Source organism: Pseudomonas sp. B26(2017), from assembly GCF_002113045.1.
In the GTDB taxonomy this organism is placed as follows: domain Bacteria; phylum Pseudomonadota; class Gammaproteobacteria; order Pseudomonadales; family Pseudomonadaceae; genus Aquipseudomonas.
The window spans coordinates 62,362-86,947 of record NZ_NEJJ01000002.1; the positions used below are offsets into that span (position 1 = coordinate 62,362).

General features: G+C 61.3%; 21 protein-coding genes and 1 pseudogene. 10 read left to right on the forward strand and 12 right to left on the reverse strand.

The window, feature by feature from the left end; translation table 11 throughout:
• The first annotated feature begins 14 nt into the window (after positions 1 to 14).
• The 4 genes from CAF79_RS03305 to CAF79_RS03320 all read left to right on the forward strand — a co-directional run bounded on the left by CAF79_RS03305 (position 15) and on the right by CAF79_RS03320 (position 5,565).
• Positions 15 to 893, forward strand: coding sequence for an endonuclease/exonuclease/phosphatase family protein (locus CAF79_RS03305; RefSeq protein WP_085696559.1), 879 nt, complete (start codon positions 15 to 17; stop codon positions 891 to 893).
• Positions 890 to 2,995 carry a diguanylate cyclase gene (locus tag CAF79_RS03310; protein ID WP_085696560.1) on the forward strand — a complete coding sequence of 702 codons (2,106 nt, stop codon included), beginning with the start codon at positions 890 to 892 and terminating at the stop codon, positions 2,993 to 2,995. The genes CAF79_RS03305 and CAF79_RS03310 overlap by 4 nt, the downstream gene beginning before the upstream one ends.
• A gap of 101 nt (positions 2,996 to 3,096) precedes the next feature.
• Positions 3,097 to 3,876, forward strand: a complete 780-nt coding sequence (locus CAF79_RS03315; protein ID WP_085696561.1) for an N-acetylmuramoyl-L-alanine amidase — start codon at positions 3,097 to 3,099, stop codon at positions 3,874 to 3,876.
• Positions 3,877 to 3,951: 75 nt separating this feature from the next.
• Complete coding sequence (locus CAF79_RS03320) at positions 3,952 to 5,565, forward strand: EAL domain-containing protein (protein WP_170929692.1); 1,614 nt, start codon at positions 3,952 to 3,954, stop codon at positions 5,563 to 5,565.
• Here CAF79_RS03320 and CAF79_RS03325 read toward each other — a convergent pair.
• The gene (locus CAF79_RS03325; RefSeq protein ID WP_085696563.1) at positions 5,562 to 7,352 is read right to left on the reverse strand and encodes a KinB sensor domain-containing domain; all 1,791 of its coding nucleotides are present in this window, start codon (positions 7,350 to 7,352) and stop codon (positions 5,562 to 5,564) included. The two genes, CAF79_RS03320 and CAF79_RS03325, sit on opposite strands and share 4 nt — an antisense overlap.
• Positions 7,353 to 7,362: 10 nt before the next feature.
• Complete coding sequence (gene algB, locus CAF79_RS03330; RefSeq protein WP_025112294.1) at positions 7,363 to 8,709, reverse strand: sigma-54-dependent response regulator transcription factor AlgB; 1,347 nt, start codon at positions 8,707 to 8,709, stop codon at positions 7,363 to 7,365.
• Between the two features lie 427 nt (positions 8,710 to 9,136).
• Here algB and CAF79_RS03335 point away from each other — a divergent pair, with 427 nt between their 5' ends.
• The 5 genes from CAF79_RS03335 (at position 9,137) to CAF79_RS03360 (ending at position 13,479) form a co-directional block, all read left to right on the forward strand.
• Positions 9,137 to 9,421, forward strand: a complete 285-nt coding sequence (locus tag CAF79_RS03335) for a hypothetical protein (protein WP_085696564.1) — start codon at positions 9,137 to 9,139, stop codon at positions 9,419 to 9,421.
• Positions 9,422 to 9,488: 67 nt separating this feature from the next.
• Complete coding sequence (locus CAF79_RS03340; RefSeq protein WP_003177151.1) at positions 9,489 to 9,653, forward strand: DUF1328 domain-containing protein; 165 nt, start codon at positions 9,489 to 9,491, stop codon at positions 9,651 to 9,653.
• A gap of 2 nt (positions 9,654 to 9,655) precedes the next feature.
• Positions 9,656 to 10,120: an inhibitor of vertebrate lysozyme family protein gene (locus tag CAF79_RS03345; protein WP_085696565.1), complete on the forward strand. Its 465-nt coding sequence runs from the start codon at positions 9,656 to 9,658 to the stop codon at positions 10,118 to 10,120.
• Between the two features lie 696 nt (positions 10,121 to 10,816).
• The gene (gene gltP / locus CAF79_RS03355; RefSeq protein WP_085612511.1) at positions 10,817 to 12,148 is read left to right on the forward strand and encodes a glutamate/aspartate:proton symporter GltP; all 1,332 of its coding nucleotides are present in this window, start codon (positions 10,817 to 10,819) and stop codon (positions 12,146 to 12,148) included.
• A 101-nt stretch (positions 12,149 to 12,249) separates the two neighbouring features.
• Positions 12,250 to 13,479, forward strand: a complete 1,230-nt coding sequence (locus tag CAF79_RS03360; protein ID WP_085696566.1) for a nucleoside recognition domain-containing protein — start codon at positions 12,250 to 12,252, stop codon at positions 13,477 to 13,479.
• 23 nt (positions 13,480 to 13,502) lie between these two features.
• On the opposite strand, the gene CAF79_RS03365 is transcribed toward CAF79_RS03360, so the two are convergent.
• From CAF79_RS03365 to CAF79_RS03405, 9 genes are all read right to left on the reverse strand, one after another.
• Positions 13,503 to 14,129, reverse strand: coding sequence for an ABC-type transport auxiliary lipoprotein family protein (locus CAF79_RS03365; RefSeq protein WP_085696567.1), 627 nt, complete (start codon positions 14,127 to 14,129; stop codon positions 13,503 to 13,505).
• Positions 14,126 to 15,064: an MlaD family protein gene (locus tag CAF79_RS03370; RefSeq protein ID WP_085696568.1), complete on the reverse strand. Its 939-nt coding sequence runs from the start codon at positions 15,062 to 15,064 to the stop codon at positions 14,126 to 14,128. Before CAF79_RS03370 ends, CAF79_RS03365 begins: the two co-directional genes overlap by 4 nt.
• Before the next feature lies 1 nt (position 15,065).
• On the reverse strand, positions 15,066 to 15,869 hold the full coding sequence (locus tag CAF79_RS03375) for an ABC transporter ATP-binding protein (RefSeq protein ID WP_085696569.1): 804 nt from the start codon (positions 15,867 to 15,869) through the stop codon (positions 15,066 to 15,068).
• Positions 15,866 to 17,014 (reverse strand): ABC transporter permease, encoded by a 1,149-nt coding sequence (locus CAF79_RS03380; protein WP_085696571.1) that lies wholly within the window; start codon positions 17,012 to 17,014, stop codon positions 15,866 to 15,868. The genes CAF79_RS03375 and CAF79_RS03380 overlap by 4 nt, the downstream gene beginning before the upstream one ends.
• A 55-nt stretch (positions 17,015 to 17,069) precedes the next feature.
• Positions 17,070 to 18,098: a DUF5924 family protein gene (locus CAF79_RS03385; RefSeq protein ID WP_085696573.1), complete on the reverse strand. Its 1,029-nt coding sequence runs from the start codon at positions 18,096 to 18,098 to the stop codon at positions 17,070 to 17,072.
• 76 nt (positions 18,099 to 18,174) lie between these two features.
• Positions 18,175 to 19,566 carry a pitrilysin family protein gene (locus tag CAF79_RS03390; protein ID WP_085696574.1) on the reverse strand — a complete coding sequence of 464 codons (1,392 nt, stop codon included), beginning with the start codon at positions 19,564 to 19,566 and terminating at the stop codon, positions 18,175 to 18,177.
• A gap of 169 nt (positions 19,567 to 19,735) precedes the next feature.
• Complete coding sequence (locus tag CAF79_RS03395) at positions 19,736 to 21,394, reverse strand: Na/Pi cotransporter family protein (protein WP_085696576.1); 1,659 nt, start codon at positions 21,392 to 21,394, stop codon at positions 19,736 to 19,738.
• Positions 21,395 to 21,608: 214 nt separating this feature from the next.
• Positions 21,609 to 22,376, reverse strand: a complete 768-nt coding sequence (locus CAF79_RS03400; protein WP_085696577.1) for a TerC family protein — start codon at positions 22,374 to 22,376, stop codon at positions 21,609 to 21,611.
• Positions 22,377 to 22,447: 71 nt separating this feature from the next.
• On the reverse strand, positions 22,448 to 23,755 hold the full coding sequence (locus CAF79_RS03405; protein ID WP_007954069.1) for a CitMHS family transporter: 1,308 nt from the start codon (positions 23,753 to 23,755) through the stop codon (positions 22,448 to 22,450).
• Positions 23,756 to 24,079: 324 nt separating this feature from the next.
• Between CAF79_RS03405 and CAF79_RS03410 the strand changes: the two are divergent.
• Positions 24,080 to 24,181 (forward strand): annotated as a pseudogene (locus CAF79_RS03410) (GFA family protein); the annotation flags it as partial.
• Positions 24,182 to 24,193: 12 nt separating this feature from the next.
• On the opposite strand, the gene CAF79_RS03415 reads toward CAF79_RS03410, so the two are convergent.
• The gene (locus CAF79_RS03415) at positions 24,194 to 24,520 is read right to left on the reverse strand and encodes a DOPA 4,5-dioxygenase family protein (protein WP_085696579.1); all 327 of its coding nucleotides are present in this window, start codon (positions 24,518 to 24,520) and stop codon (positions 24,194 to 24,196) included.
• Positions 24,521 to 24,586: the final 66 nt, after the last annotated feature.

Genomic DNA, 24,586 nt, shown 5'->3' on the forward strand with positions numbered 1-24,586 from the left:
GCGCGGCAATCGCCATGCGCCGCTGGGGAACCGGACGCGTCGTTGGCCTGCATGATCCGCAGGTCAACGAGCATCACCTGGAATCGACGGGCCTGCCCGCAGACAGCCGTCTGCGCTTGCTCAGCTTCAATATTCAGGTCGGCATCAGCACCGAGCGCTATCGGCACTACCTGACCCGCAGCTGGCAGCATCTGCTGCCGCACCCCGGGCGCTCCAGCAATCTGCAAAAGATCGGCAATCTGCTCGGCGACTTCGATCTCGTCGCCCTGCAGGAAGCCGATGGCGGCAGCCTTCGTTCAGGCTACGTCAATCAGGTCGAACACCTGGCCCAACTGGGCGCCTTCCCTTACTGGTATCAACAACTCAATCGCAACCTTGGCCGACTGGCCCAGCACAGCAATGGCGTGCTCAGTCGCCTGCGACCGTGGGCAATCGAGGACCACCCGCTGCCGGGTCCGAAAGGGCGCGGTGCAATTCTGGTGCGTTTTGGCGAGGGCCCGGAAGCGCTGGTAGTGGTGATGATGCATCTGGCACTGGGCGCGCGCGTGCGCAGCATGCAACTGGCCTACATCCGCGAGCTGATCGGCGGCTACAAGCATCAGGTGCTGATGGGCGACATGAATACCCACGCCAGCGATCTGCTGCAACACTCGCCGTTGCGCGACCTCGGCCTGTTGGCCCCGCAACTCGAAGCGACATTCCCCAGCTGGCGCCCACAGCGTTGCCTGGACCATATTCTGCTCAGCCCGACCCTGGCCCTGGAAAAGGTCGAAGTGCTGGCACAACCGATTTCCGATCACCTGCCGGTCGCGGTAGAGATTCGTCTGCCGGGTTCGCTCACGGCCGATGCATTGCCCGCGTTGAGCACTGCCCTTCGCGGAACCCCTGAATGAGCGACGAAGCCCAGCGCTGGAAAGAGAAATACCTCAAAAGCATCGAACAACAGGAAAAGCTCGAACGTCGATGGGACGCCCGGCTCGACTTGCTGCGCCGTGGTCTGGTGCGCAGCACCCTGGCGGCGGAAGGCACCGACCGCGTAGTCGATCAGTGCATGAAAGAAATGCGCGACGTGGTGCGCACCGATGACATGGACGCCGGCCTCGCCGCCCTGTTGCCACGCCTGGAAAAAGCCGTGCTCGATTCCGAGCAGCGCCGGGAAACCCGGATCGAACAGGTCAGCACCGCACTGACTGCGCTGGTTACTCAGTTGCAATCCCTCCCGCTGCCCCGCGATGTGGCCCAGCCGCTGAAGAAATTCGCCAAGCAACTGGACGGCCGGGTCAGTCAGGCAAGGGAAATGCCGCTGTTGCTCAGCGAGCTCAGCGGCTTGCAGGGCAAGGCCTTGAGCCGGCTGGAGACGCCAGCGGAACCCGGGCGCCCGGGGCTGTTGCAGCGCCTGTTCGGCAGCCGCGACAGCGAGGAAACGCATGCCGCAGTGACTCAGCCTGGCGTGGTCGCGCCTCCAGCACAGCCAGACCAAACGCCCGTCACGCATGAAATTGCGCCCTTGCAGGAAGCACCTGTCACGACCAGCGAAACGCTCGCCCCTGCGCCCGCCAGCCAAGCACCGGTCGCCGAAACCGTGGCAGAACCAGCGAAAACTCCCGCGCCGCTGCCTGAGTACCATTCTGAGCCGGAGGTGGTTGCCTTTGAGCCTTCCAGAATCCTCACCGAAGCCCCCACGGCCCCCGGCGAACCAGAACCCACCGAACCAGAACCCACTAAGCCTGAGCCGGAGCCGCAGGCCTTCACGCCTCCTCCGGTTTTCGCGCCCGCAGCGCCGAAAGCCATTAATCCGGACGAACTGATCCACCCCGGCGATACCCCGCCACCCGTGATCCTCGACAGCCTCCCCCTGCCCGAACCCATCGCTCAGGCACTGGCCGCCATCGATCCGGAGCAATCCGAGCACGACATTCTCTATGCCCTGCCCGACTCGCCGGAACCGTCCTACAGCTCGGTCGCCAAACATATCGAAGACACGCTGATCGGATTGCTGGATGACCTGACCCTGCCGGAGCGCCACCGCCCGCAAGCCGAAGCCATGCGCGACCGCCTGAAAAACGGTCTGAACTGGTACGAACTGCTGCCGATCCTCGACGATCTGGCGACCTTGATGCTGGCCATTACCGACAGCGGCCAGCACGAATTCGAAGCCTACCTGCAGCAACTCAATGAACGCCTCGAAGCATTTCAGAGCAACTTGCAGGCCGCCAGCGAAGGCCACGCCGACAACAGCTCCGCGTCGCGGGCGATGGACACGCAGATCCGCGAACAGGTCGACGGCTTGCAGAACAGCGTGCAGGAAGCGGCTGATCTGGATGATCTGAAGCAAGTACTGGAAAACCACCTCGAAGGCCTGCTCGGCACCATGGATCAGCACCAGAAGCAGCGAGACGCCCGGGAACAGGAAGTCGCCGGACGCCTGAAAAGCCTGGCCGAGCGCGTGGCGCACATGGAGCAGGAAGCGCTGGGCTATCGCGAACACCTTGAAGAGCAGCGCCAGAAAGCCCTGATCGATCCACTCACCGGCCTGCCCAACCGCGCCGCCTGGACCGAACGGCTCGAACATGAAATCGCTCAATGGCGGCAACACGGCAACACCCTGAGCCTGGCCATGCTCGACCTCGATCATTTCAAACGGATCAACGATAACTATGGCCATCTGGCCGGCGACAAGGTGTTGAAGATCATCGCGACGGTGCTGCGCAAGCGCCTGCGTGGCAGCGACTTCATCGCTCGTTTCGGCGGCGAAGAGTTCGTCCTGCTGCTGCCAGCCACTACGCCAGCCGTCGGCGCCAAATTCCTGGAAACCCTGCGAGCGGCCATCGAAGCCTGCCCGTTTCACTTCAAGGGTGAGCGCGTCACGATCACGGTTTCCATGGGACTGGCGTCGTTCCGGCCAGGAGAACACAGCGATCTGGTGCTCAAAAGAGCCGATCAGGCGCTTTACCGGGCGAAAAACGCAGGGCGTAACCGGGTGGAGCTGGGCTGAGGCAATTGTTCCATATTGTTTAAATCAGCCCTTCAAGCGTCGAAGCGCGAGGCGATACGTTACACTGTTGCATTATCGTCTTGCGTGTACTGCCCTCTGCCATGAAATTTTTTACCCTCCTCGTGTCGCTGATCCTCCTGGCCGGTTGTGCCAGCGGCCCGCGTTTTGACACCAGCCATCCTTCGCTCAATCACGACAGTCGCGTGCAGTTTGTGATCGTGCACTACACGTCCGCCTCGCTCGAACACTCACTGCAATTGCTGACCCACGGCGAAGTCAGCAGCCATTACCTGATCGGCGACGACAAGAACGCCACCATCTACAAGCTGATGGACGAGAACCTCCGTGCCTGGCATGCCGGCGAAAGCGAATGGCAAGGCCGCACCTGGCTCAACTCCAGCTCGATCGGCATCGAAATCGTCAATCCGGGTTTCAAGGACACACCGACCGGTCGCCTCTGGTATCCCTACAGCGAAGCCCAGGTGCAATCGCTGATCGTTCTGCTCAAGGACATCAGCAAACGCCAGGGCATCAGCCCGCGCCACATCATTGGCCACAGCGACATCGCCCCGCTGCGCAAGCTAGACCCGGGGCCACTGTTCCCATGGAAGCGCCTGGCCGCCGAAGGGCTGGGGCTCTGGCCCAATGAACAAGCGGTGGCACGCCAACAGGCGCAGTTCGATGCCGAACTGCCGAGCATCACCTGGTTCCAGAGCCAACTGGCGCGCCTGGGCTACTCGACGCCGCAGACCGGCGAGCTTGATGTAGCGACCCGTCATGTGCTCGCGGCCTTCCAGATGCACTACCGCCCGACGCGCTTTGACGGCACGCCGGATGCACAAACGGCAGCGTTGCTGCTGGTGTTGAATCAGACAAAATAATGACGCCCGCCCGACGGTCAGGGCGAAAACGCAATCAGCAGCTATAACTCATTGGTAATTCTTCGGATATCCATGATGGTTGCTACCCGAGAGACGCTGCGTAGCTGGTTTTATCGCCCCTGGTTTCTGGCGATGATCGCGGCTGTCCTCAGTGCGAGCCTGCTGATCACCGGCGGGCTGTTCGTGGCCGTGCGCCAGGTCGAGCAAAGCGAAAGCCAGGAAATGAATGCCCAGGGCGAGCGGTTCCTGGCGCGTCTGGAGCAACTGTTCGGCCAGTTGCGCGAAAGCCTCGACGACCTCGAAGCCCAACCCTTGCGCAGCTGCGACGACGAGATGATCGCCACGTTGCAGCAAGTGACGTTCAACTATCGCTTCGTCTACGAAGCCGCCTACATGGACGCCACGCGGATCTGTTCCAACCGTCCGCGCCAGGATGGCCTGTCGGTGATCCGTCCTCCGGACATCAAAGGTCCGACCTACAGTTACTGGCTGAACACCACCACCGAACCCGATGAAAACCGCGCGGCGCTGATGCTCGGGCGCGGCAATTTTCGCGTGGCTACCTCACGCGGGCACCTGACCGACATGGTCGACCTGTCGCCCGGCAGCAGCCTGTTGGTGGTGCTGGATCACGGGACCCGGGCGATTCCGGTACTCGGCGTTCCACAGACCTGGCCACCCGCGCAACCCTGGCCGCCGAAAACCCGGGATGCGCTGCAAGTCACCCAGTCGCGCCTGATCTACCGCATGCCCACCGACAACCCGGAATATCAACTGGTGTTGATCAGCCCACGCACGGGCATGCACATTCCGCAGCTCTGGTGGTGGATGGTGCCCTTCTGTCTGGTGCTCGGTGCGGTGGTGGGCGTTCTGGTGTTCTGGATCGTACGCCAGCGCCAGTCGCTGGACGCCGAGTTGCACGGCGCGATTCGTCGGGGTGAATTGCAGGTGCTTTATCAGCCGATTTTCGATCTCGACAGCCGCAACTGCGTCGGCGCCGAAGCGCTGCTGCGCTGGCGCCGACCGGACGGCACGCTGACCAGTCCCGACCTGTTCATCCCGATGGCCGAAAACACCGGGCAGATTCGCCAGATGACCGACTTCGTCCTGCAGCGCTTGCTCGAACAGTTGGGCCAGTTGCTGCGGGCCAACCCGCAGCTGTATATCTCGGTGAACCTGGCCGCCTGCGACGTGATGGTGCCGCGCATCGGCCAGGTCATGGCGCGGCTGCTGACCCTGCACCGGGTCGCGGCGCGGCAGATTGCGTTCGAGGTGACCGAACGCGGTCTGATCGATGTGGTGGTGGCCAGGGAAAACCTGCAAGCGCTGCGTGATGTCGGCCATCAGGTGCTGATCGACGATTTCGGCACCGGCTATTGCAGCCTCGCCTATCTGCAAACCTTGCCCGTGGACTGCCTGAAGATCGACAAGGCGTTCATCGACGCCCTCGGGCATGATGCTGCCAGCAGTGGTGTTGCGCCGCACATTATCCACATGGCCCAGGCACTGGACCTGAAAGTGATCGCCGAAGGCATCGAATATGAATCCCAGGCCGAGCTGCTGAGCAGCGAAGGGGTGAAATTCGGCCAGGGCTGGCTGTTCGCCCACGCCTTGAGCGCGGTGCAGTTCATCGAATTGATCACCCGTGGCCGACGACTCGCCGGACGCCGACTCGACGACGAAGCCTAGACGGCCAGCGCCATGTAGAACTGCGTGCCCTGCCCCGGCCGCGAGTAAACGCCCATCCGTCCACCGTGCAGCTGGACGATTTCCTTGCACAGCGCCAGTCCCAGCCCGGCACCGCCCTTCTTCCTGCCGACCTGGACGAAGGGTTCGAAAATCCGCCCTTGCTGACCGTAAGCAATCCCTTCGCCGTTGTCTTCGACGCTGATGATTACCCGCTCGCCATGGCGCCGGGCCTGCAAGCGGATCAGCCCGTCACGCGCGGTGTGGCGCAACGCGTTGTCGATCAGGTTGTCGAGGACTCGATCGAGCTGCGCCTGATCCGCCTGCAGGCGTGGCAGCGGACCTTGCGCTTCGACCTGCAGGGCAACGCCCTTCTCGGCCGCTGAATCGGCGAAACGCAAACGCGCCTGTTCCAGCAAGTCTTCGATGGAACACGGCGCCAGCGTGAGCTTCTGCAACCCACTCTGATACCGCGAGAAATTCAGCAGATCGTTGATCAACTGCATCAGGCGCTGCATTTCTTCGTTGACCGTGTCGAGCAGGTCGGACTCGCGAGACTCCGGTGGAAACTTCGCCCGCTCGCGGAACAGGCCGAACGCCATGTGCATGCCCGTGACCGGTGTGCGCAATTCGTGGGACGCACGCAGCACGAACTCGCTGCGCACCCGCTCGAAGGCGCGCTGCTCGGTGACGTCATGCAACACCATCACGGCGCCGAGGATGTGCCCCTGGGTATGGCTGACCGGCGTAAGACTGTAGGTCAGCAGACGCGATTCGCCATCGACTTCGATGCTCAAATCATCCGGCGCTCGCTCCAGCGTGCCACCGCGCAACACCAGTTGCAGTTGTGCATCCAGTTCCGGACGCTGAAGCGCCGTACCCAGACCCTCGCCGAAACGGTCGCTGTCCCAGCCCAGTTGTCGCTGGGCCACAGGGTTCAAGTGTTCCAGACGTCCCTGACGATCGATCATCAGCAAGCCGTCATCGATGCTGTCGAGTACCGCCTGCAGGCGCTGCTGGCCGGCAAGCAATTCGTCGACATTGGTCGCCTGGTGTTCGCGCAAAGCTTCGGCCATCAGCCCGAAGCGGCGGGTCAACAGGTTGATCTCCATCGCCGAAGATACCGGCAGCATCACTTCGAAATTGCCTTGGCCGATATTGTCCGCCGCTTTGGCCAGCGCCTCGATCGGCGCACCAAAACGCCGGGCAATGCCTTGGGCGGTGATGAAGCCGATGATCAGCACTGCCAGCCCAACCAGCCCAAGCAGGCCGGAAATCAGCAACGCGCGGTCGCGGGCGGCGTGCTGGACCGAATTGATGTTGTCCAGTGCGTGTTTGTGCTCGGTGATCAATCCGTTGCGTAGCGTATTGAAGCGCTCACGCAAATCGCCACCGCCACTCAGGGCAGCTGCCGGGTCGCGTGAAATGTCGAACGCCTGGAGGAAGTTCAGGTAATCGGCTTTTGCCTGGCTGAAACCGTATGGACGGTCGTCGTCTTTCTGTTCCTGGGCGATGCCCTCGTCGAGCAATTCGAAATAACGCCGTTTGGACGCCTCGAACGCCACGGGGTCGGGCTTCTCGGCAAGCATCATGATCAGCTGATCGCCGAGGGTCTGGCGCAGTTTGAGTCCGAGATCGAGGGTGACGAAGTTGTTGCGGATCAACGCCTCCTGGGTCCCGGCCATCTGCATCACGCTGACCAGCCCGAGCAACAGCCCGAGCAAGGCCACGGTGATCAGTGCGGATATGCTCAGGAACAAGCGGGTCCGCAACTTCATCGCCAGTTTCATCGGCAGATGCTCACAGGTTGTACTGCTTGCGCTTGCGATACAGTGTCGAAGCGTCAATCCCCAAGGTCTTGGCGGCCTGATCGAGGGTCCCGGCAGTCGCCAATACCGCGCCGATGTGGGCTTTCTCCAACTCATCGAGGCTCAACGCGGCGCCAACCCGTGGCGCGTTGTTCGCCGGTTGTTCGGCCATGCCGAGGTGGCTGATTTCCACGCGCTCCTGCGGGCAGATGATGCTCGCTCGCTCGACCACGTTACGCAGCTCGCGAATGTTGCCCGGCCAGCGGTAGCCTAGCAGCGCTTCGCGGGCCTCGTCACTGAAGCCCCGCGCAGGACGCGCATATTCCTTCACAAAGCGTGCAAGGAACCGGTCGGCCAGGGTCAGGATGTCTTCGGCGCGTTCGCGCAACGGCGGCAAATGCAGGGTAATGACGTTCAGGCGATAGAGCAGGTCTTCACGGAAACGGCCGTCGCGCACCATGTCTTCGAGATTGAGGTTGGTGGCGGCGAGAATGCGCACATCGGCCCGGCGGGTGACCGGATCCCCTACCCGCTCGTATTCCTTGTCCTGAATGAAACGCAGCAACTTGGGTTGCAACGTCAACGGAAAATCGCCGATCTCGTCGAGAAACAGCGTGCCACCATCAGCCTGATTGACCCGTCCCAAGGTACTTTCACTGGCCCCGGTAAACGCGCCGCGACTGTGACCGAACAGCTCGCTTTCCATCAGTTCGGCGGTCAGCGACGGGCAATTGATGGTGACGCAGGATTTCTTCTCGCGCTTGCTCCAGCCGTGAATGGCTCGGGCCAATTCACCTTTACCGGTGCCGGACTCGCCGAGAATCAGGATGTTGGCGTCAGTACTCGCCACTTGCCGCGCCGTTTCGAGTACGACTTTCATCGCCGGGCTGTGGGAATCGAGACCGTCCTTGGGTTTGCGGATCTCGCCTTCCAGGGCTTCCAGACGCGCCGAAAGCTGACGTACCTCAAGCTGCTTGGCAGTCGCCAGGCGCAGTTGATCCGGACTGCACGGCTTGACCAGATAATCGGCGGCGCCAGCCTGGATCGCATCCACCGCAGTGTCGACGGCCGAATGGGCGGTGACGATCACTACCCGCATCCACGGCGCCTGGATGCGCATTTGCGCCAGCACATCCAAACCGTTGTCTTCGCCGAGGCGCAAATCAAGGAAGCAAAGATCGAACACCTGACGTTGCAACAGCGCGTCAGCCTGGGCCGCGCTGTTGGCGGTGGCGACTGTATAACCTTCGTCTTCGAGGCAATAACGGAAGGTTCGCAGGATGGCGGATTCATCGTCCACCAGCAGAATGCGGCCTTGGTGCTCAGTGGCTGATTCCATTTTTCCTACGCTCCATAAGTAAATGTCTTGGGTTAGTCCCGGAAAAATCGGGCAAGTTGCATGGTTGATTCTGATCGATTCCAGCCATTGCAGGGTAGCTCTCTCCTGCCATAACGGCTAATCCTCTGATTTTGTTGATTTTTTAAACATCGCACCGTTTCAAGTCGGTTTCCTGCCTACTTTTCTGACATCTGCACCCTGCACTCAATTCAAAAAGAATGATTTTTCCTACGAAATAATCGTGCATTACGCACGAGCCTGCGGGGGTCATCGTGCAGGATGCGTCGTCATGAACTTTCATTACATCTGCAACTAACTGATTTTATTGATTTTTTTAAAACAAAAAAGCTGGCATGCAGGCTGCAATACTTCTCTCAGCCCGGGCAGAAATGCACTGCCCCAACCGAACAAGAGTGAGGAACCCAGGATGACTCGCCCACGTGCCGCCCAAATGCGTATTTCGCCACTGCACTTGCAGCAGGCCTTGTTTGGCGCACTTGCGCTCCTGATTACGCTGATCGCTTGCCAGCAATACCTGCGCTGGGAGCAGAGTCAGCATCCTGAGCCCCTGATTTACATGCAACACGCGACACAGACCCACTTCAGCGCCGTCAGCAGCAGCCAGGCAGACAACGGCGCAATGCGCATGATGGACGTCGACCAACCACAGCCGCTGGGCGACATGCCCCGTGAAGAACGCTGGGTTTTCTAATCAACGAATCTGGGCGCCCCCGCGCCAAGACCGGCAACACCCTTAAATAGAAGCAAGGAGAATCACCATGTTGAGCTGGGCAATCACTTTCCTGATCATTGCCATCATCGCTGCAGTACTGGGCTTCGGTGGTATCGCGGGCACCGCCACGGGTATCGCCAAGATTCTATTTGTCGTTTTCCTGGTGATGTTCATCGCTTCTTTCTTCTTTGGCCGTCGCGGTCGAGGCTGAACATGAAGGGTTTAAAGACGCTGGCAGCCGCCCTGCTCCTGGGCGGTAGTGCCATGGCGATGGCGGCCAATGACGGCCAGACGCGAGTCAACGAGTTGTTGAGTTCCGACCCGCAATACAGGGAAACCTGGGAAGGCGTGGTGAAGAAGGAAGAACGCCTGCCGGAATGGGTGATGAACCTGTCCGGCGCGCCGGACCAACAGATGAATGCCGTCACCGAAGATGGCGATCAATATCTGGTGGGGCCGCTCTGCGAATCGCAGGACAAATGCCTCAACCACCGCCTGATCGTCGCCTTCAGCTTCGACAAGAAAGACGCCTACGCCATGCTGGTCGATGTGCCCGAAGGATTGCCGGCCGACAAGTCGCCAACGCGACATGCCACCTACCGCTTCCTCGGCAAGCCCGACCAGGGCATGCAGGATCTGTTGATGGAAACACTGAAGAAAGATCCGAACTGGTATTGAACATGAGGGCAGCCGAGAGGCTGTCCTCTATTGCACCCGCCCGAGGAAGGCCGGTGCATGACCAGGGGGCCGGGACGTTCTGACTGTTGCAGGGTCGGAGTGACCTACGGGTACAGGGAGTGCCTGCGATGAGGGCCGGGTCAGGGTAAAAGCTGCGACGCAAGTCCGCCAACCGGAGCGGTTCGACGGACTTGCGCTGGGCTTGCAACGTGACAAAACGTTGATCCAGAGCGTTCTGCTCGTCTTTTTATCGCCCACACTGCATGCGAAAGCATTTCGCGGTGTTTCGTTGCGACCGTATATCGAGAAAGAGTCGATCAAGTAAGTCGGACATTTAGAGTCCGAACGTAGGCTTTTTCCTGAATTTTTTGTCGAAATCACTCGTTCAAAATACAACCAACCTACGCTGTAATGGCCGGTTCACGGCACTTATGCCTGCCGAAATGTCGTATTCGAACCGGTTGGGACGCCAGTTTCATTTGAAAAAGCTCATGCCGATTCGGCATAGGGTAGGCGTTTACGGCATTAGACGGCGCAACCTTGCATCGGAATAGTTGCGCCTTTTTTCGCCTGCCGGAGAGCCGTAAACACGCGCTTCGGGGCACCTTATACGGAGGCAGATGCACAGACTTTTCCGCTGATGAGCGTTCCAGTTCCTGCATGTGCCTGAGTCAAACGCAAGTAAGGGTAAAGATAATGAAGAAGGCAAAGCTTAGCCTCGCCTGGCAGATCCTCATCGGTCTGGTATTGGGGATTGCAATCGGTGCGTTGCTCAACCATTTCAGTGCCGAGAAGGCCTGGTGGATCAGCAACGTCCTGCAACCGGCAGGCGATATCTTTATCCGTCTGATCAAGATGATCGTGATCCCGATCGTCATCTCTTCCCTGATCGTCGGCATCGCCGGCGTGGGCGACGCCAAGAAGCTCGGGCGCATCGGCCTGAAGACCATCATCTACTTCGAAATCGTCACCACCATCGCCATTGTCGTCGGCCTGCTGCTGGCCAACCTGTTCCATCCGGGTGCAGGCATCGACATGAGCACCCTGGGCACCGTGGACATCTCCAAGTACCAGGCGACCGCCGCCGAAGTGCAGCATGAACACGCGTTCATCGAGACCATCCTCAACCTGATCCCGTCGAACATCTTCGCGGCCATGGCCCGCGGCGAGATGCTGCCGATCATCTTCTTCTCCGTACTGTTCGGCCTCGGTCTGTCGAGCCTGCAGTCCGACCTGCGCGAGCCGCTGGTGAAGATGTTCCAGGGCGTCTCGGAAAGCATGTTCAAAGTCACCCACATGATCATGAATTACGCGCCAATCGGTGTGTTCGCCCTGATCGCGGTGACCGTGGCCAACTTCGGTTTCGCCTCGCTGCTGCCGCTGGCCAAACTGGTGATCCTGGTTTACGTCGCCATCGCCTTCTTCGCCTTCGTGGTTCTGGGCCTGATCGCCAAGATGTTCGGTTTCTCGGTGATCAAGCTGATGCGCATCTTCAAGGATGAACTGGTGCTGGCTTACTCCACCGCCTCCTCGGAAACCGTGCTGCCACGCGTGATCGAGAAGATGGAAGCCTACGGCGCACCGAAAGCCATCTGCAGCTTCGTGGTACCGACCGGCTACTCGTTCAACCTCGACGGTTCGACCCTGTACCAGTCCATCGCGGCGATCTTTATTGCCCAGCTGTACGGCATCGACCTGTCGATCAGCCAGCAACTGCTGCTGGTCCTGACCCTGATGGTCACCTCCAAAGGCATCGCCGGTGTACCGGGCGTGTCCTTCGTGGTGCTGCTGGCCACCCTGGGTAGCGTCGGCATTCCGCTGGAAGGCCTGGCTTTCATCGCCGGTGTCGACCGTGTGATGGACATGGCGCGTACCGCCCTGAACGTCATCGGCAACGCCCTCGCCGTACTGGTCATCGCACGTTGGGAAGGCATGTACGACGACGCCAAGGGCCAGCGCTACTGGAACTCGCTGCCGCACTGGCGCAGCAAGGAAAAACTGCCGGCCGGTGACGTTTCGAAAAACTGATCCCCGCCGCAAGGCACCCTGACAAACCCCGGAGAAATCCGGGGTTTGTCGTTTCTGGCGACCCCGCTATCATTCGCCGCATCTTCCGGGGGATTTGACTGATGCTTAATGGCCTGTGGCTTGGCTTCTTCATCGTGGCAGCCGTTTCGGCACTGGGACAATGGCTGATCGGCGGTAACGCCGGAATCTTCGCGGCGATGGTGGAAAGCATTTTTGCCATGGCCAAGCTGTCGGTCGAAGTCATGGTGCTGCTGTTCGGCACGCTGACCCTGTGGCTGGGTTTTCTGCGCATCGCCGAGAAGGCCGGCATCGTCGAATGGCTGGCCAAGGTGCTCGGGCCACTGTTCCTGCGGCTGATGCCGGAGGTGCCGGCAGGTCACCCGGCGCTGGGCCTGATCACCCTGAACTTCGCCGCCAACGGCCTTGGCCTGGACAACGCCGCCACGCCGATCGGCCTCAAGGCCATGAAGGCGCTGCAGGAGCTCAACCCCAGCTCGACCATCGCCAGCAACGCGCAGATCCTGTTCCTGGTGCTCAACGCCTCGTCCCTGACTCTGCTGCCGGTGACGATTTTCATGTACCGCGCCCAGCAAGGCGCGCCGGACCCGACGCTGGTGTTCCTGCCGATCCTGCTGGCCACCAGTTGCTCGACCATTGTCGGCTTCCTGTCGGTGGCGTTCATGCAGCGCCTGCGTGTGTGGGACCCGGTGGTGCTGGCTTACCTGATTCCCGGTGCGCTGATTCTCGGCGGCTTCATGGCGCTGCTCGCGACGATGTCGGCCACCGCGCTGGCGGGGCTGTCATCGATTCTCGGCAACCTGACGCTGTTCGGCCTGATCATGCTGTTCCTGGTGATCGGCGCATTGCGCAAGGTGAAGGTCTACGAGGCCTTTGTCGAAGGGGCGAAGGAAGGTTTCGACGTTGCCAAGAGCCTGCTGCCGTATCTGGTGGCGATGCTGTGCGCGATCGGCGTATTGCGTGCCTCAGGTGCGCTGGATTTCGGTCTCGACGGCATTCGCCATCTGGTGGAGTGGGCAGGGTGGGACACGCGTTTCGTCGATGCGCTGCCGACCGCCATGGTCAAACCGTTCTCCGGCAGCGCCGCCCGGGCGATGCTGATCGAAACCATGAAGACCTCGGGCGTGGACAGTTTCCCGGCGCTGGTGGCGGCGACAATCCAGGGCAGCACCGAGACCACGTTCTACGTGCTGGCGGTGTACTTCGGCGCGGTGGGCATCCAGCGGGCGCGACATGCCGTGGGATGCGCGCTGCTGGCCGAGCTGGCGGGCGTGCTCGGCGCTATCGGCGTCTGCTACTGGTTCTTCGGTTAAACACAAATCTCGAATATGGAGCCTCAAGGTCTGGGTTGTTGCGCAAACTGCTGGCCTTGCTGAACGGTCCATGCCACAACCTTCGCGGTGAGGCGATCACTGGCCTGTCCAAACCCGGCCACCACCGCCGGCACCTGCACATCACTTAGCGGCTGGCGCTCTTCAAAGCGCTGGCTGGCGAGAATCTTCTGGTCATAACCGCGCACCAGCAACGCATCGACCCGCACCACGACGCTGGCCTGATTGCCCTGGTACTCGGTCTGAAACGCTTGCAGGCTGCCGCCCAGCTCCAGGTCCGCAGCAAAATTGCTGTCATCGGTACTGAGCAACGTCACCCGGCCATCACGCGCAAAGCCATCAAGCAACCGATTACGCACCAGCACCGGCGCCGGATCGCTCCAGCGCGAGGCCTTGTAGCTGCTGATCACATCCCCTTGGGGAATCACCGCGATGCTCGGCCGATTCAGCGCTTCGCTGGCCTGCAGTTTGTTCAGACGCAGCGACCAGTGCCGAGCCGCCGCCGAACCGGCCGAGGCGGGCGCCTGTGCGGCTGGCAAACGGTAGACGTCCAGCGGTTCGGACTTGGGCAGGATCGAGCACGCACTGATCAGCGTGAAGCCGGCGAGGAGGGCGAGGCGAGTCGGCTTCATGGCGTGAACTCCTTGTTCTTGTCACTGCCCAGCAGGTAACCGCTGGGGTTGGCCTCCAGGCGTTGGGAAATGGCGCGCAGCGAGTTCAGGGTTTCACGCAGTTCGCGGATCGCCGGGGCCAGACCGTTGAGGCCCTGCATGCCGCTGTCGAGGGAATTCTGATTCTTGCTGAGCAAGCCGTTGATGGTGGCGCTGCTTTGCTCCAGGGACTTCATCGCCTGTTCGGCACTGCCCAGCGCCTGCTTGCCCTGATCGTTGAGCAAACCGTTGGCGTTGCGCATCAGCGCAGACGTCTGTTCGAGCATGTTGCCGGCCTGTTTGCCGACCGTCGCCAGTTGCTGCATGGCCTGACGCAGGTCGCCGCGCTGATCGTTGATCGAGCCGGTGGTCTGCTCCAGATGCTCGAGGGTTTTGCTCACGCGCTCGATGTTGTCGGCGGAGAACATCTGATTGGCGTTGCTCAGCAGTGTGCTGACCCCGCTCATCAGGTCATTGCTGTCATTGAGCAGCCGCGAAATGGGCGAGGGCGATGCGACGATGGTCGGCAGGTTGCCGTCGTGGCCCTTGAGTTTCGGGCTCTCTGGCGTGCCTCCGCTGAGCTGGATGATCGAGGTGCCGGTGATCCCGGCCAGGGCCAGTTTGGCCTGGGTGTCTTCCTTGACCGGCGTGTCACCCGCCAGACGAATCCGTGCCAGCACCCGGCGCGGGTCCTTCGGGTCGAGGCGCAGGCTGACCACATCGCCGACCTTGATCCCGCTGTACTGCACCGGACTGCCCCGGGACAGGCCGCTGACCGCTTCGTTGAAGACGATTTCGTAATCCTTGAACTCGGTGTCGACGCTGGACTTGGCCAGCCACAGACCGAAGAGCAGGGCGCCCGCCACCACAATCACCGTGAACAGGCCGATCAACACATGATGGGCTCGGGTTTCCATGTCAGACCTCGTTGAGCTGTTTGGCGGCGTCCAGCGCCGAGCGGCCGCGAGGGCCGTGGAAGTATTCGTGAATCCACGCGTCGTCGGTTTCCGAGACCACATCGATGGGACCGGCCACCAGCACCTTCTTCTGCGCGAGTACCGCGACGCGGTCGGTGATGGTGTAGAGCGTGTCGAGGTCGTGGGTCACCAGAAACACGCTCAGGCCGAGCGCGTCGCGCAGGGTCAGGATCAATTGGTCGAACTGCGCCGCGCCAATCGGATCGAGGCCGGCGGTGGGTTCGTCGAGAAACAGGATGTCCGGGTCCAGCGCCAGCGCCCGGGCCAGTGCCGCACGCTTGATCATGCCGCCGGACAGCGAGGCGGGGTATTTGTCCGCCGCCGACAGCGGCAGCCCGGCCAGCGCCAGCTTCACCGCCGCCAGATGCTCGGCGTCATCGCGGCTCAGACCGGCGTGTTCAATAAGCGGCAGGGCGACGTTCTCGGTCACCGTCAACGACGAGAACAGCGCGCCTTTCTGGAACAGCACACCGAAACGCCGTTCAATCAACGAACGCTCATGCTCCGCCAGGCTCGGCAGGTTCTGACCGAACACCTTGACCACGCCCTCGCTCGGCTGGCGCAAGCCGACGATGCTGCGCAGCAGCACCGATTTACCGCTGCCGGAGCCGCCGACCACGGCCAGGATCTCGCCCTTGTATAAGTCGAGGTCGAGGTTCTCGTGCACGCTCTGGCGGCCGAAGCGATTGCACAGGCCACGGACTTCGATCACCGCCTCGGAGGGCGCGCGGGGTAGACGACTCACCAGCCCATCTCCATGAAGAACAGCGCGGCGACCGCGTCGAGCACGATCACCACGAAAATCGATTGCACCACGCTCGAAGTGGTGTGGGCGCCGACCGATTCGGCGCTGCCGCTGACCTTGAAGCCCTCCAGACAACCGATGGCGGCAATCAGGAAGGCAAAGATCGGGGCTTTGACCAGGCCCACCAGGAAATGTTGAATCCCTATGTCGCTTTGCAGCAGCGACAGGAACATCGCCGGCGAAATATCCAGCGACACCGCGCAGACCACCGCGCCGCCGACGATCCCGCAGATCATCGCCAGAAAGGTCAGCATCGGCAGCGCCACCAGCAGCGCCAGCACCCGCGGCACCACCAGCAATTCCATGGGGTCGAGGCCGAGTGTGCGGATCGCGTCGATTTCTTCGTTGGCCTTCATCGAGCCGATCTGCGCGGTAAAGGCACTGGCGGTACGGCCGGCCATCAGGATCGCCGTGAGCAACACGCCGAATTCCCGCAGGAAGGCAAAACCCACCAGATCCACGGTGAACACGCTGGCACCGAAACTGGCCAGCACCGTCGCCCCGAGAAACGCCACCACGGCGCCCACCAGAAAGGTCAGCAACGCGACGATGGGCGCGGCGTCGAGGCCGGTCTGTTCGATATGGGCGATCATCGGCGTAATCCGCCAGCGCCTGGGCCGGAACAGGCTGCGGGCGATGGTTTCGAGGATCAGGCCGACGAACCCGAGCAGTTGCAGCGTGTCTTGCCAGACCGCGTCGACAGCCCGGCCGATGCGCGTCAGCAATTGCACGCTGACGCTGATTTCCGGTTCCTTGATCGGCACGCAGAAATCGGTCAGCGAGCGATACACGGTTTGCAGCAAGGCGCGGTCGGCGCTGGAAAGCGTGCAATCGGGGTGTTCGGCGGACTTGCCCAGCCGCTCCGAGCCGAGCAGTTCCACCAGCAGCGACGCGCCGGCGGTGTCGAGGGCGCCGAGACCGTTGAGATCGATGGGCGTGTTGGCGTCGTACTGGCCGTGGAGCGTTTCGCTCAGTTGCTTGAGGTCGGCGTAATGGGCAAGCGTCCAGTCCCCGGTAACCCGCAGGCGGGCAGGGGTGATCGAGGTGTCCAGGCGGGCACTGCCGGTCATTGGGCTGCTGGTCATAAGCTCCGGGCTTGTTCGGCTGAATACGCTGGCATACGTAATAGCACGAACCCGGTTACTTTTCTTTGGTCGGTGTGCTGTCCTTGACCTCGAAGCGCAGCACGCCAATCACCTGACCGTCTTCGGTCAACACCCGCACCTGCCATTTGCCCGCCGGGTTGCCGGGGAAATTCTGTTTGTGGGTCCAGGCCCGATAGCCTTCCTTGCGCCCGCCGTGGATATCGAGGGCGATGCGGTCGACCTCTTTACCGTTGAACTGCCACACGTGATAAATCCGCTCATCGAGCCCGCGCGGCGCGTTGATCGCGGTGTAGGCATATAGCCCGCCGCCACGGATCTGCTCGGCGCTGACTTCCTTGAGGCTGTCGCCCGGAACCCGGTCCTGCACCTGAGTGCTGATCGCCACGTCAGTCATCCACAGCGTTGCCGGTGGCACCCACGAACGCAGGACCCAGCCCACACCGCCGATCCCGATGGTGATGCTGAGGATCGCCAGCGCATTGCGCACAGTGCGGATCGGGAAGATCGACGCCAGGCTCGGGAACGACAGCACCACCGCAATCCCCAGCGCCCATTTGAAACTCTGCGAGGTAGTCAGGTGCATGATCACCGGCAGCGCCGTGAGCAGGGCGGCGAAAAGGGTCAGGGTGTGCAGCGCGAGAAACGCCCAGCGCCTTGGCGCCAGCCACTTGTAGTAGAGCGGGTCGATGATCGAAATCAGCGCCGCGATGCACAGCAGCCCGGTGAAAAACAGCTGGCCGCTGTTCCAGGTGGTGGTGATGAAGAAGAACGGCAGGACGAAAAACAGGCTTTCCTGGTGGATCATCTGCGTCGCGTAACGCAGCAGCGGCTGGGGGATTTCCCGTTTGAAGATCCGCGTGAACAGCTGGGTCAGGCTGTTCTCCAGCATCAGCCAGATCCAGCTCAGCAGCATGATCGTGGTGATCCAGCTCGCCAGCCCCTGTTGCCGGTCGACCAGAATGAAACTGCCGACCCCGGAGATGAATCCGCCGAGCGCAATAACCCCGGGATAGCGCTTCATCAGTTCGAGAATGCGCTGGATCAGGAGGGTCAATTTAGACATGTGGGCGGTTCACGACTGGATAGGAAAAAAACCTCGACAGAGTACCGCCCGCCGGGCCGCGTGGCGAGGCTGCCGGTCAATCCGGATGCACGGACTTGCGCCGATGCAGGCGCCAGCCGAGCAGAATCAGCACCAGCACGCCCAATCCGCCCGCCAGCAGCCACAACACCTGATCGTCGCTGAGCAGCGGTTTCTCGATGCGCAGATAACCCGGTTGCAGCAGCAACTCGCGCATGGCCTTGTTCGCCGCCTCCAGCGTCACGCCTTGCAGCTCCCGCGCAGGATCGGCGAAGCGACCATCCTCGTAGTCGCCCAGGGCGCTCCAGTAATAGTCGGCCAAGGCGCTGGTGCCTTGCACGGCCCAGGCCTGATGGGCGATGGCGGCTTGTTTCAAGCGATTGAAGGTGTCGGCATCGAGGCCGTTTTTCAGCAGGTCGGCCTTGAGGTCTTCCAGCACTTGTTCGGCTTCGGCAATGTCAGCGCGATCCAGATCGGCGTTCAGGCTCATGAAGCCGACACCGCCAAACACTTCGCGCTCGGCCCACGGCCCGTAGGACAAACCGTGGTTCAGGCGCAATTGGCGGTACAGCGCCCACTCCAGGTATTCCTTGAGCAGATCGAAGGTTTCGTCGTACTGATCGTCCAGCACCGGCTCCGGCACCAGCCAGTGCAGCTTGGCGCTGTTGCCGATGAAGCCGCGAGTGATCGTGCGCTCATGAGCGGCGCTGGCGCGGATGTCCGGCAACGGACGGTGTTCGCTCGGTTCGACCGCTTCCAGCGCGCCCCACGCCCGTTCCAGATAGGCCGGCAGCAACTTGTCGAGGTCACCGACGACGATCAGGGTCATGTTGTTCGGCGCGTACCAGGCCTTGCGTACTTTCTCCAGTTGTTCGCGGGTCAGGCCATCGACCTCGGCCCGCTGCGGGCATTTGAGGCCCAGTTCGACCGCCAGTTGATTGCTGGCGGTGTGGCCCAGATCCTGCCGATCGAGAAAGCGTTGCAGCCGGGTGTAATGACCGCCGTCCTCGCGCTCGACCACCCGTTTGGCGGCGTTGATCGCGTTGTCGTCGAAACGGGTCTGGGTCAGCAGGTCCAACAGCAGATCGAGGACCTTGCGCTGGTTTTTCGCCGGGGCTTCGATGACGAAGGTGGTGTCGGCGTTGCTGGTGAAGGCGTTCCAGTCACCGCCGAGGGCCTGCATGCGCTCTTCGAGGCCACCTTCGCCGGTGGCGTCGATGCCGCTGAACAGCAAGTGTTCGAGCAGGTGCGGCAGCTCCTTTTCATTGCAATCGAAGTCGTCAAGCCCGACACCGATCACCAGGCGGATCGCCACGTGCCCACGCTCGGTGCCGGGCTTGAGCAGCAACTGCAAACCATTGGGCAACGCATAGCCTTCGACCTGAAAACGATCCAGGGCGAAGGCGGGCAGGGAACCGAGCAACAGACAGGCGAACAACAGGCAACGCATAACGAGCTTCCATACGGCTGAATTGGAGATCCGTGTCGTCAGTCAGATCGCTTTCGCGAGCAAGCTCGCTCCCACAAAGGAATGCATTTCAAATGTGGGAGCGAGCTTGCTCGCGAAGGCGCCCTGGAGACTGAACTCTGAGTTACTGACTGACCACAACCCCAGACGTTCAAGGCGAATGCGTGATGTCTGCCATATCGTCCGCCGCCAACGCGCCGGTATCGGAAGTTTCCAGCACCACGTAGGCACTGCTGCAGAACAGCGAGTTCAGGCGTTTCATGTCGGCAATCAACTCCAGGTGCAACGAACTGGTCTCGATACTCTGCACGACCTTACGTTGCAACCGGCTGACATGGGCGTGGGCCAGACGCCGTTCCTGTGCGCGAAAACGACGTTTCTCGCGCAGCAACTGACGGGCGCTTTCCTTGTCGCCGCTGAGGAACACCGACAATCCCAGCCGCAGATTGGCGATCAATTGCTGCTGCAGACCGGCCAGTTCTTCCAGCCCGTCCTCGGAAAACGACCGGCGTTGCGAAGTCTTCTGCTGCTGCACTTTGCGCAGCATGCGTTCAATCAGGTCACTGGCGAGTTTGAGGTTGATCGCAAGCTCAATGATCTCCGCCCAGCGCCGACTGTCCTGTTCGCCGAGATCTTCGCGGGGCATCTGCGCCAGATACAGCTTGATCGCGCTGTACAGCGCTTCGACGTCATCGGTCAGCTTGCGCATTTCCTGGGTGACGGCGGTCTGCTTGCCGCGCAACACGTCGAGGGTCGCGTCGAGCATGTTGTCGATCAGGTCGCCAATGCGCAGGGTTTCCCGGGCAGCGTTGGCCAGCGCCAGGCTCGGCGTGACCAATGCCGTCGCATCCAGATGACGCGGCTTGGCGGTACCGTTGACCTCCGGGCGCTCCGGGAGCAGCCAGGCGCACAGCCGCGCCATCGGCCCGACGCTCGGCAGCAGGATCAGGCAGCGCGCGGTGTTGTAGAGCAGATGGAAGCCGATGACCATTTCCTGCGGGCTGAAATCCAGGCTGTCGATCCAGTGCACCAGCGGGTCGAGTACCGGAATGATCAACAGCAACCCGATCAGTTTGTACAGCAGACTGCCCAGCGCCACTTGCCGGCCGGCGGCGTTCTGCATGCTGGTGCTCATGAACGCCAGCACGCCGCTGCCGATGTTGGCGCCGATCACCAGACCGATCGCCACCGGCAGACTGATCACCGCAGCGCCGGCGAGCGTGGCGGTCAGCAGCACGGCGGCGAGGCTTGAGTAGGAAATCATCGCGAACAGCGCGCCGACCAGGGCGTCGAGCAGGATATCGCCGGTCAGCGAGGCGAAAATCACCTTCACCCCTTGGGCATGGGTGATCGGCGCGGCGGCCTCGACGATCAATTGCAGCGCCAGAATGATCAGCCCCAACCCGATGGCCACGCGGCCCATCTGCCCGAGCCGCGTCTGTTTGCGCGACAGAAAGAAAATCACCCCGAGGAAAATCAGCAGTGGCGACAGCCACGACAGATCGAACGTCAGCACCCGCGCCATCAGCGCCGTACCGACGTCGGCACCCAGCATGGTCGCCAGGGCCGGGGTCAACGCCATCAGGCCCTGACCGACGAAAGACGTCACGAGCATGGCGGTGGCGTTACTGCTCTGCACCATCGCGGTGACGACAATGCCGGCGACAAAGGCCAGCCAGCGCCTGGACATGTTCTGGCCGATCACGTGGCGCAGGTTGGTGCCGTACACCCGCAGGATGCCGGTTCGAACGATGTGCGTGCCCCAGATCAACAGGGCCACGGCAGAGAGCAGATTGAGCAGGGTGAGCATGCAGACCCCCCGTAATAGCAGCGCCCCAGAGGGGCAAGTTGACGGTACCGCGCAATTTCTACGTTCTGATACTTAAGCTGTAGTTGGCTAACGGTCTGGGCGCCAGCATTGCACAGCTAAAGCGGGGATTGAAACAAAAGTGTCATGAAAACAGATTCACGCGGCCATGAAAAAAGGGCCCGAAGGCCCTTTGATCTTTCGTGCAATGTTCGGGTTACTGACCCGGAATATCCTTGCGCAGTTTCACCGGATCCTGCTGTTTCTTCTTGCGGGCAATCGCGGTACGCATCTTGATGTTGATCGCTTCGACCGCCAGCGAGAACGCCATGGCGAAGTAGACGTAGCCTTTCGGTACGTGCACGTCGAACGACTCGGCGATCAGCACGGTGCCGACCACCAGCAGGAACGACAGCGCGAGCATTTTCAGCGACGGGTGCTTGTCGATGAATTCGCTGATCTTGCCCGAGGCCGCCATCATCACCAGTACCGCAACGATAATCGCCGCGACCATCACCGGCACATGAGACACCATGCCAACCGCCGTGATGACCGAGTCCAGCGAAAACACGATGTCGATGATCGCGATCTGGATGATGGTGTAGAGGAAGTTGCCGCCCTTGCCCGAAGGCTCGTCGCCGGCTTCGTCTTCACCTTCCAGCGCGTGGTACATCTCCTGAGAGCTTTTCCACAGCAGGAACAGGCCACCGAAGAACAGGATCAGGTCGCGACCGGAAATCCCCTGGCCGAACACTTCGAACAGGTCGGCGGTGAGGCGCATGACCCAGGTGATCGACAGCAGCAGCAGGATCCGCGTGATCATGGCCAGGCCAAGACCGAAGATCCGGGTGCGCTGCTGCATGTGTTTGGGCATGCGGCTGACCAGGATCGAAATCATGATGATGTTATCGATGCCCAGGACGATCTCCAGGGCGGTCAGGGTAAAGAAGGCAACCCAGATCTCAGGGTTGGTCAGCCATTCCATGTGTATTCCTTTGAGCGAGTGTTAAACCAGGACGCCAGCAATCAGCTGGCGTCCTGGTGAGTTTGGTGCCGTTACAACGTGCTGAACAGCGGGAAAGTCCCCAACAGCAAGGCGGCGACCAGTATGCACAGGCAGACCAGCACTGCCCACTTCAGGGTGAAACGCTGGTGATCGCCGAACTCGATGCCCGCCAGTGCGACCAGCAGGTACGTTGACGGCACCAGTGGGCTCAGCAGGTGAACCGGTTGACCGACGATCGAGGCACGGGCCATTTCCACTGCGGTGATGCCGTAATGGCTGGCCGCTTCCGACAGCACCGGCAGCACACCGTAGTAGAACGCGTCGTTCGACATGAAGAACGTGAACGGCATGCTCACCAGCGCCGTGATCACCGCTAGGTAAGGGCCGAGGAAATCAGGGATCACCGCCAGCAGGCTTTTCGACATCGCGTCGACCATGCCGGTGCCCGACAGGATACCGGTGAAAATGCCCGCCGCGAAGATCAGACTGACCACCGACAGCACGCTGCCGGCGTGGGCCGCGACGCGATCTTTCTGCATTTGCAGGCAAGGGTAGTTGACGATCATGGCAATACTGAACGCCACCATGAACAGCACCGGCAGCGGCAGCAGGCCGGCGATCAGGGTGCACATCAGGGCCAGGGTCAGCAGACCGTTGAACCAGATCAGTTTCGGACGGCGGGCATCCGGGAATTGCGAGACGCTGATTTCGCTGTGATCGATTTCGTCGCCGATCAGGTGCAGCTCACCCAGACGCGCACGCTCACGTTTGCCGTAGAAGTAGGCAATGATCAGGATCGCCACCACACCGGCAGCCATCGCCGGGATCATCGGCACGAAAATGTCCGACGGGTCTACATGCAGCGCACTCGCGGCACGGGCGGTCGGGCCACCCCATGGCGTCATGTTCATCACGCCGCCGGCGAGGATGATCAGGCCGGCCATGATCCGCGGGCTCATTCCGATGCGGCTGTACAGCGGCAGCATGGCGGCCACGCAGATCATGTAAGTGGTCGCGCCGTCACCATCGAGGGAAACGACGAGCGCCAGTACGGCGGTGCCGACCGAAACTTTCAGCGGGTCGCCCTTGACCAGTTTGAGGATCTTGCGCACGGCCGGGTCGAACAGGCCGGAGTCGATCATCAGGGCGAAATACAGAATCGCGAACATCAGCATCACGCCGGTCGGCGCAAGCTTGGTAATACCTTCGAGCATCATCGGGCCGATCTTCGGGGCGAAACCACCGAACAAGGCGAACAGGATCGGGATGATGATCAGAGCGATCAGCGCAGACAGGCGCTTGGTCATGATCAGGAACATGAACGTGATGACCATGGCGAAGCCAAGGAAAGTCAGCATGGGAATACTCCAGGCGTAGCGCGGCTAGGTAAGTGAGCGGATCGGGCGGGATCAGCGCAGAACGGGAAGCACGAGACGTACGGGCGGAGTTGCAGCGAGGAGGCGGGTTGCAGAGGACATCAGAATCACCATTGTTGTTGTTAATTGGGCCTGTCGTGCGAGCAATCACACGCATTGGCCAACCGGTCTGTTGCCGGTAGTGGCGGCGATCCTAATGGGGCAACCTTTCAGCCAGCTTTCGCAGCTGAAAGCTTCGATGCGAACGACCAACCGGCCGTCGGATGCGACTGGAGTCAATGAACACGGGAAGCGGAGGGCAGGTCGATGACTGAATTACACAGCGGTGCCTGCCATTGCGGACATATCCGCTATCAGTTCAGCGGAGCGTTTCACGACATCGCCGACTGTCATTGTTCGATCAGTAAAGAAACCATCTGATCAAAAAACAGACAGGTCCAGCGGCCGCATTGCGCCCATCCAGATCGCGTGTTCGGTGTGATCGAGCAAGTCATCGCCGGTGTCCGGGTGCAGGAACACCACCAACCCCTTGCGATTGAGCGCCAGCCACGGCAGCACATCGCCGATCAACTCCGGGCCGAAGGCCAACTGGCAGCTCCAGTCCGGGTGCGGGCCGACCGGACGTTCATGCACGCGGCCCATCTTCAATGGAAACAGCGTTGCCGCCTGCTCACACAGCGCTCGCGCCTGTTCGATCGTGCTGGCGTCGTAATAAACGTGGGCGTGATAACCCTTGATCGTCTGCATCGCAAACCCTCTGTATCGGTTCGAACCCTTGGCGTTGGCTGCATGTCACACACCATACAAGGGAAA